Below are 5,079 nucleotides of genomic sequence, written 5' to 3' on the forward strand. Positions count from 1 at the left end.
CCACACTCTCGCTCACACCCACACTCTCCCGCTCGCCACCAGCCCCACCCACCCTCGCCGCGCCGCCCGCGCCCCCGCCCCGGGCGTCCGCGCCCCGGGCCGGGGGCGGCGGGAGCACCGCCCGGCCAGCTCCCCGGTGACGCGGGGGCCACCGGCGGAATGGGGTCCGGAAGGAACGCCCCCGCGGCCGGACACCCCTGAGCCCTGCCGGGTGTTGCACGGCAGTACGTGGGTTTGGGGAAAGTATCTGAGTTGCCATCAGATGTGGTCTCCTTCGCGGCTCCGGTCCGCAAGTGGGAGATGGCCGGGTGGGCGGTGGAAGCGCAGCTCGAAGACCGTCTCGGACAGGGCGGTTCCGTTGCAGCGGCCCAGGGGTTCGACGTCATCCCGAGGCACGACGGTCAGAGCAGGGAAGCTGAGCATCGTGGCCCTGGCGGTTCTCTCCCGTCAGATGGCGGGGGGCTGAACCCGGGTGTAGGTGAGGCTGTTGCTGGTGCCGCCGGGGGTGGTGACGGTGACCTGGGCCGCGCCGGCGCTTCCGGCCGGTGCGACGGCGGTGATCTGGGTGGCGGAGACGACGGTGAAGGAGGTGGCGGCGGTACTGCCGAAGGTGACGGTGGTGGCGTTGGTCAGGTTGGTACCGATCAGCGTCACCGTGGTGCCGCCTGACAGCGCACCCTGCACCGGGTTGATGGACGTGAGCGTCGGTGCCGCCAGGTAGGTGTAGAGCTGGCCGTTGCTGGTGCCCCCGGGGGTCGTGACTGTGACGTTGGTCGTGCCGGTTCCGGCCGGTGCGACGGCGGTGATCTGGGTGGCGGAGACGACGGTGAAGGAGGTGGCGGCGGTGCTGCCGAAGGTGACGGCGGTGGCGTTGCTGAGGTTGGTGCCGATCAGCGTCACCGTGGTGCCGCCCGCGGTCGGCCCCTGACCCGGTGCCACGGACGTGAGCGTCGGCGCGTTCAGGAAGAAGTACGCCAGGCCGTTGCTGGTGCCGCCAAACGAGGTGACCTTGATCTGCACCGGTCCGGCCGTGCCGGCCGGTGCGACGGCGATGATCTGGGTGGCGGAGGTCACGCTGAAGGACGCGGCCGGGGCCGTGCCGAAGGTGACGGCAGTGGTGGTGCTGAAGTTGGCGCCGATCAGCGTCACCGTGGTGCCGCCCGCGGTCGGTCCCTGACCCGGTGTCACGGACGTGAGCGTCGGCCCACTGACGTAGTAGTACGCGAGACCTCCACTGGTGCCGCCGGGAGAGGTGACCGAGACCTGGACCGGTCCGGCCGTTCCCGACGGCACGACGGCGGTGATCTGGGTGGGAGAGACGACCGTGAAGGAGGTCGCGGGGGCCGTGCCGAAGGCGACGGCGGTGACACCCGTGAGGTTGGTGCCGGTCAGGGTCACGACCGTCCCGCCCGCGGTCGCTCCCTGGAGCGGCGCCACGGCGGTGAGGCTGGGGCTCGGTACATAGGCGAAGGACACGCCGTTGCTGGTGCCGCCCGGCGTGGTGACCGTGATGGCGACCGTGCCGCTGCCGACCGGCGCGAGGGCGCTGATCTGGGTGCTGGAGATCACCGAGAACGAGACGGCGGGCGTACCGCCGAAGCTCACGCCGCTCGCCGCGAGGAGATTCGTACCGGTCAGGACCACCGAACCGCCCGGCCCCTGGCTTGGGGTGACGGCCGTCAATGTCGGAGCGTTGAGGAGGAAGTAGGCCAGCTCGTTGCTCGTGCCGCCCGGGGTGGTGACTGCGACATGCACCGGCCCGGCGGCGCCGGGGGGTGCGGTGGCAGTGATCTGGGTGGGGGAAACGACGGTGTACGAGGCGGCTGCGGTGCTGCCGAAGGTGACCGCGGTCGCCCCGGTGAGGTTGCTGCCGGTCAGGGTCACGACCGTCCCGCCCGCGGCAGGCCCTTGGCTTGGTGCCAGGGAGGAGAGCGCGGGCGGCGACGCCAGGAGGACGGTGGTGATGCTCGGCGCGGGCGAGGTTTCGTCCGCGGGGCCGGAGGACGGGTGCGAGTCCTTGGAAGCGCCCATAGCGTTCCTTTCTGCGGGATGGGTGGCCGTTGTGGTCTGTCGGCAGCGCCCGGGAGGAGGGATGGGTCTCCGCCCGGGCGGCGGGTACTGCGCGCTCCAGGGGAGCGGACACGCCGGGGATGGGTTAGATGCCGGGGCCGGAGACGTAGGTGAAGCCGCCGACGGACGTGGCGCTGCCGCCGGTGGTGGTGATCACCACGTCGCTCGCGCCGGCCGTCCCGGGCGGGGTCACGACCGACAGCGTGGTGTCGCTCACCACCGAGAACGGCGCCGCGGTGCCGCCGACGGTGACCGACTGGGTGGTGGAGAGGCTGGTTCCGGTGACGGTCACCCCAGTGCCGCCGGAAGTCGGCCCGGAGGACGGGGTGATGGTGCTGACGGTCGGCGCGTCCACGTAGCTGTAGGAGAACCCGTTGTTCGTGCCGCCGACCGTGGTGACGCTGACGCTGACCGTGCCGGCGGACACGCCGGCGGGCACGGTGACGCTGATCTGGCTGTCCGAGATGACGGTCGGGGTCGCGCTGTTGGCACCGAACTGGACCGAGTTCGCGGTGGCCATGCCGGTGCCGGTGATGGTGACGCTGTTCCCGCCCGCGGTGGGTCCGGACGTCTCGCTCAGCGAGGACTTGAACGGAGCGCCGATGTAGAAGAACGAGAGCGGGTTGCTGGTGCCGCCGGCGGTCGTGACCGTGACACCGACCGTGCCGGAGCCGGAGGGCGAGATGCAGGTGACCTGCGTGGGGGTGTTGGCGGTGATGGTGGCCGGCTTGGTGCCGAACTTGACGGCGGTGGCGCCGGCCAGGTTGGTGCCGGTGATGGTCACCGTCGTCCCGCCTGCGGTGGATCCCTGGTTCGGGCTGATGGGCATGGTTGCCTCCTGAGGGCACTGGCTGGGTGGGCGGATGCAGGCAGTCCACGGCTGACAGCGCGACACGGCGTCCGACAGCGGACGGACGTCGCGCTGCCGTGGACTTGGGCGTGCCCCGGATCCTGGAATCTGGTGGCCCAACGGCCGCCTGGGCTCATGAGAATTTCAGCCGACGTGGCCACGTCGGCTCGGAGCGGAGTGGGCGCCGTGCGGGCAGGCCGCCTGATGACGGTTCCTTGACTCAGGCCGTCGAGCAGAGGTGAGGGTGGATGGATGGATGCCAACCGACCACGTCACGGCCTCCGACAACAGCGGCGGACATGGTCGGCCGGGGACGGACCCGCCGTACCAGCGAGCGGATCCACCCGTCCTGAGGGAGGCCCGTCACGGCTCCCGCCGACAAGGCCGATCCCGATGCCGAGGGCGTCCCGCTGCCGTTCCTGCGCATGGATACGGACGGGCTGTCCTCCGGGTACGTACAGTAACCCAGTCGTGTTATGGCCCCGACAACCGTTCTGACGAAGCACCACCCGAATGGCAGAGCGCCGGAAAGTCGGCTGCCACCCCCCGGGGACGGAACGCAACCGAACAACCGGGAATTGGCGGAGCCCGACCGAATCATCGCGATCGGCTGCTGACTGCGGCTCCGGCCCTGGTGGGGAACGGTGGACACGGGGTGGAGGGCCAGCAATGCATGACGTCCTTTCAACGCGGATGAGCTGCTCGCCCAATTTGTCCAAACGCGGCCGACACTGGCCCGCTTGTCCAGCAGTACCATCGGCAGATTGCTTCAGCGCCGGACGGGACTCAGCAACAGGAGCGGCGCCACCGGGAACGTCATCTCATCAATTCCGGGTGGCCGCGATCTCGGCAGCGGCCCACTCGCCTGCGGCTTCGTGGCACGCACGGCGGTCAGCGTCGGCCATGGGCAGCCGGTACACGGTCCGTCGTCGCCCCGGGACCTGCTCGCACCCTCACCCGCTCGTCCAAGAGGGGCGCACGCAGGGGTTGCGGCAGGGAGGCACCACTCCCGCTCCTCCTTTCCGGTGGTCAACCTCGACCAGGAGCACCGGCACCGTCGCCGGCATCGCGCACCACAGCCGGCAGACGGCGCCTGCGTCCGGGAGGCGCGGTGGCTCGGCCCGGGGGCGCGAGACGCGCGCCCGGGCCGGGCCGTTCGTTCAGAGCCCGGCGGTGTACGCCCGGCAGGCCTCGTACGACGGCAGCAGCCCGCCGGCCAGGGCCTCGGCCAGCGACGGCGCGGCCTCGTCCCGGGCGGACAGTTGCGGCGCCTCGGCCGGCCACTCGATGCCCAGGTCCGGGTCGAGCGGGTGCACCGCGTGCTCACCGGTCGGGTTGTACGTCTCCGAACACAGGTAGGAGAGCGTCGCGTCGTCGCTCAGCGCGCAGAAGCCGTGCCCCAGCCCCTCCGGGACGTACACCGCGCGCCGGTCCACGTCGTCCAGGCGGAAGCCCTCCCAGCGCCCGAACGTCGGCGAGCCGACCCGCAGGTCGACCACCACGTCGAGCACCGCACCGCGCACACAGGTCACGTACTTGGCCTGGCCGGGCGGCACGTCCGCGAAGTGGATGCCGCGCACCACGCCGCGGGCCGAGACCGAGAGGTTCCCCTGGGCCAGGCGCAGCGGGTGGCCCACCAGTTCGGCCAGCCGGTCGAAGCGGTACCACTCGGTGAACAGGCCGCGCGGATCCCCGTGCAGCTGTGGGGTGATCTCGAGGGCGCCCTCGATCAGCGACTCGCGGAACTTCACCGCTCGTTCTCCTCGTCCAACAGGTCCAGCAGGTACCGGCCGTACCCGCTTTTGAGCAACGGCTCGGCCAGCGTGCGCAGTCGGCCGTCGTCGATCAGCCCGGCCCGCCAGCAGGCTTCCTCGATGCAGCCGATCTTGAAGCCCTGGCGTTCCTCTATCACCCGCACGAACTCCGAGGCCTGCACCATCGAGACGAACGTGCCGGTGTCCAGCCAGGCCGTGCCGCGGTCCAGTCGGGTCACCTGGAGCTCACCGGTCCGCAGGTAGGCCTCGTTGACCGCGGTGATCTCCAACTCGCCCCGGGCGCTGGGCTGCAGCCCGCGCGCGATCTCCACCACCCGGTTGTCGTAGAAGTACAGTCCCGGCACCGCGTAGCGCGACTTCGGTTTCTCGGGCTTCTCCTCGATC

4 protein-coding genes are annotated in these 5,079 nt (G+C 70.9%); all 4 read right to left on the reverse strand.

The features are described 5' to 3' along the window. Positions 1–447: 447 nt before the first annotated feature. Complete coding sequence (locus ACFV0G_RS09600; protein WP_380544353.1) at positions 448–2,031, reverse strand: beta strand repeat-containing protein; 1,584 nt, start codon at positions 2,029–2,031, stop codon at positions 448–450. A 124-nt stretch (positions 2,032–2,155) separates the two neighbouring features. Next, positions 2,156–2,899: an IPT/TIG domain-containing protein gene (locus ACFV0G_RS09605; protein ID WP_380544356.1), complete on the reverse strand. Its 744-nt coding sequence runs from the start codon at positions 2,897–2,899 to the stop codon at positions 2,156–2,158. A 1,181-nt stretch (positions 2,900–4,080) separates the two neighbouring features. After that, entirely contained in the window at positions 4,081–4,671 is a 591-nt protein-coding gene (rfbC, locus tag ACFV0G_RS09610) for a dTDP-4-dehydrorhamnose 3,5-epimerase (protein ID WP_380544359.1), read from the reverse strand. Next, positions 4,668–5,079 (reverse strand): sugar nucleotidyltransferase (locus ACFV0G_RS09615; protein ID WP_380544362.1); only part of this gene is annotated, 412 nt, incomplete at its 5' end. The genes rfbC and ACFV0G_RS09615, both read right to left, overlap by 4 nt.

The organism is Kitasatospora sp. NPDC059571 (assembly GCF_042735675.1).
Lineage (GTDB): Bacteria > Actinomycetota > Actinomycetes > Streptomycetales > Streptomycetaceae > Kitasatospora.

Excerpts from the sequence above, each read along its gene's own strand:
- ACFV0G_RS09605 (WP_380544356.1), bottom strand. The coding sequence starts at position 2,899 with ATGCCCATCAGCCCGAACCAGGGATCCACCGCAGGCGGGACGACGGTG.
- ACFV0G_RS09600 (WP_380544353.1), bottom strand. The coding sequence starts at position 2,031 with ATGGGCGCTTCCAAGGACTCGCACCCGTCCTCCGGCCCCGCGGACGAA.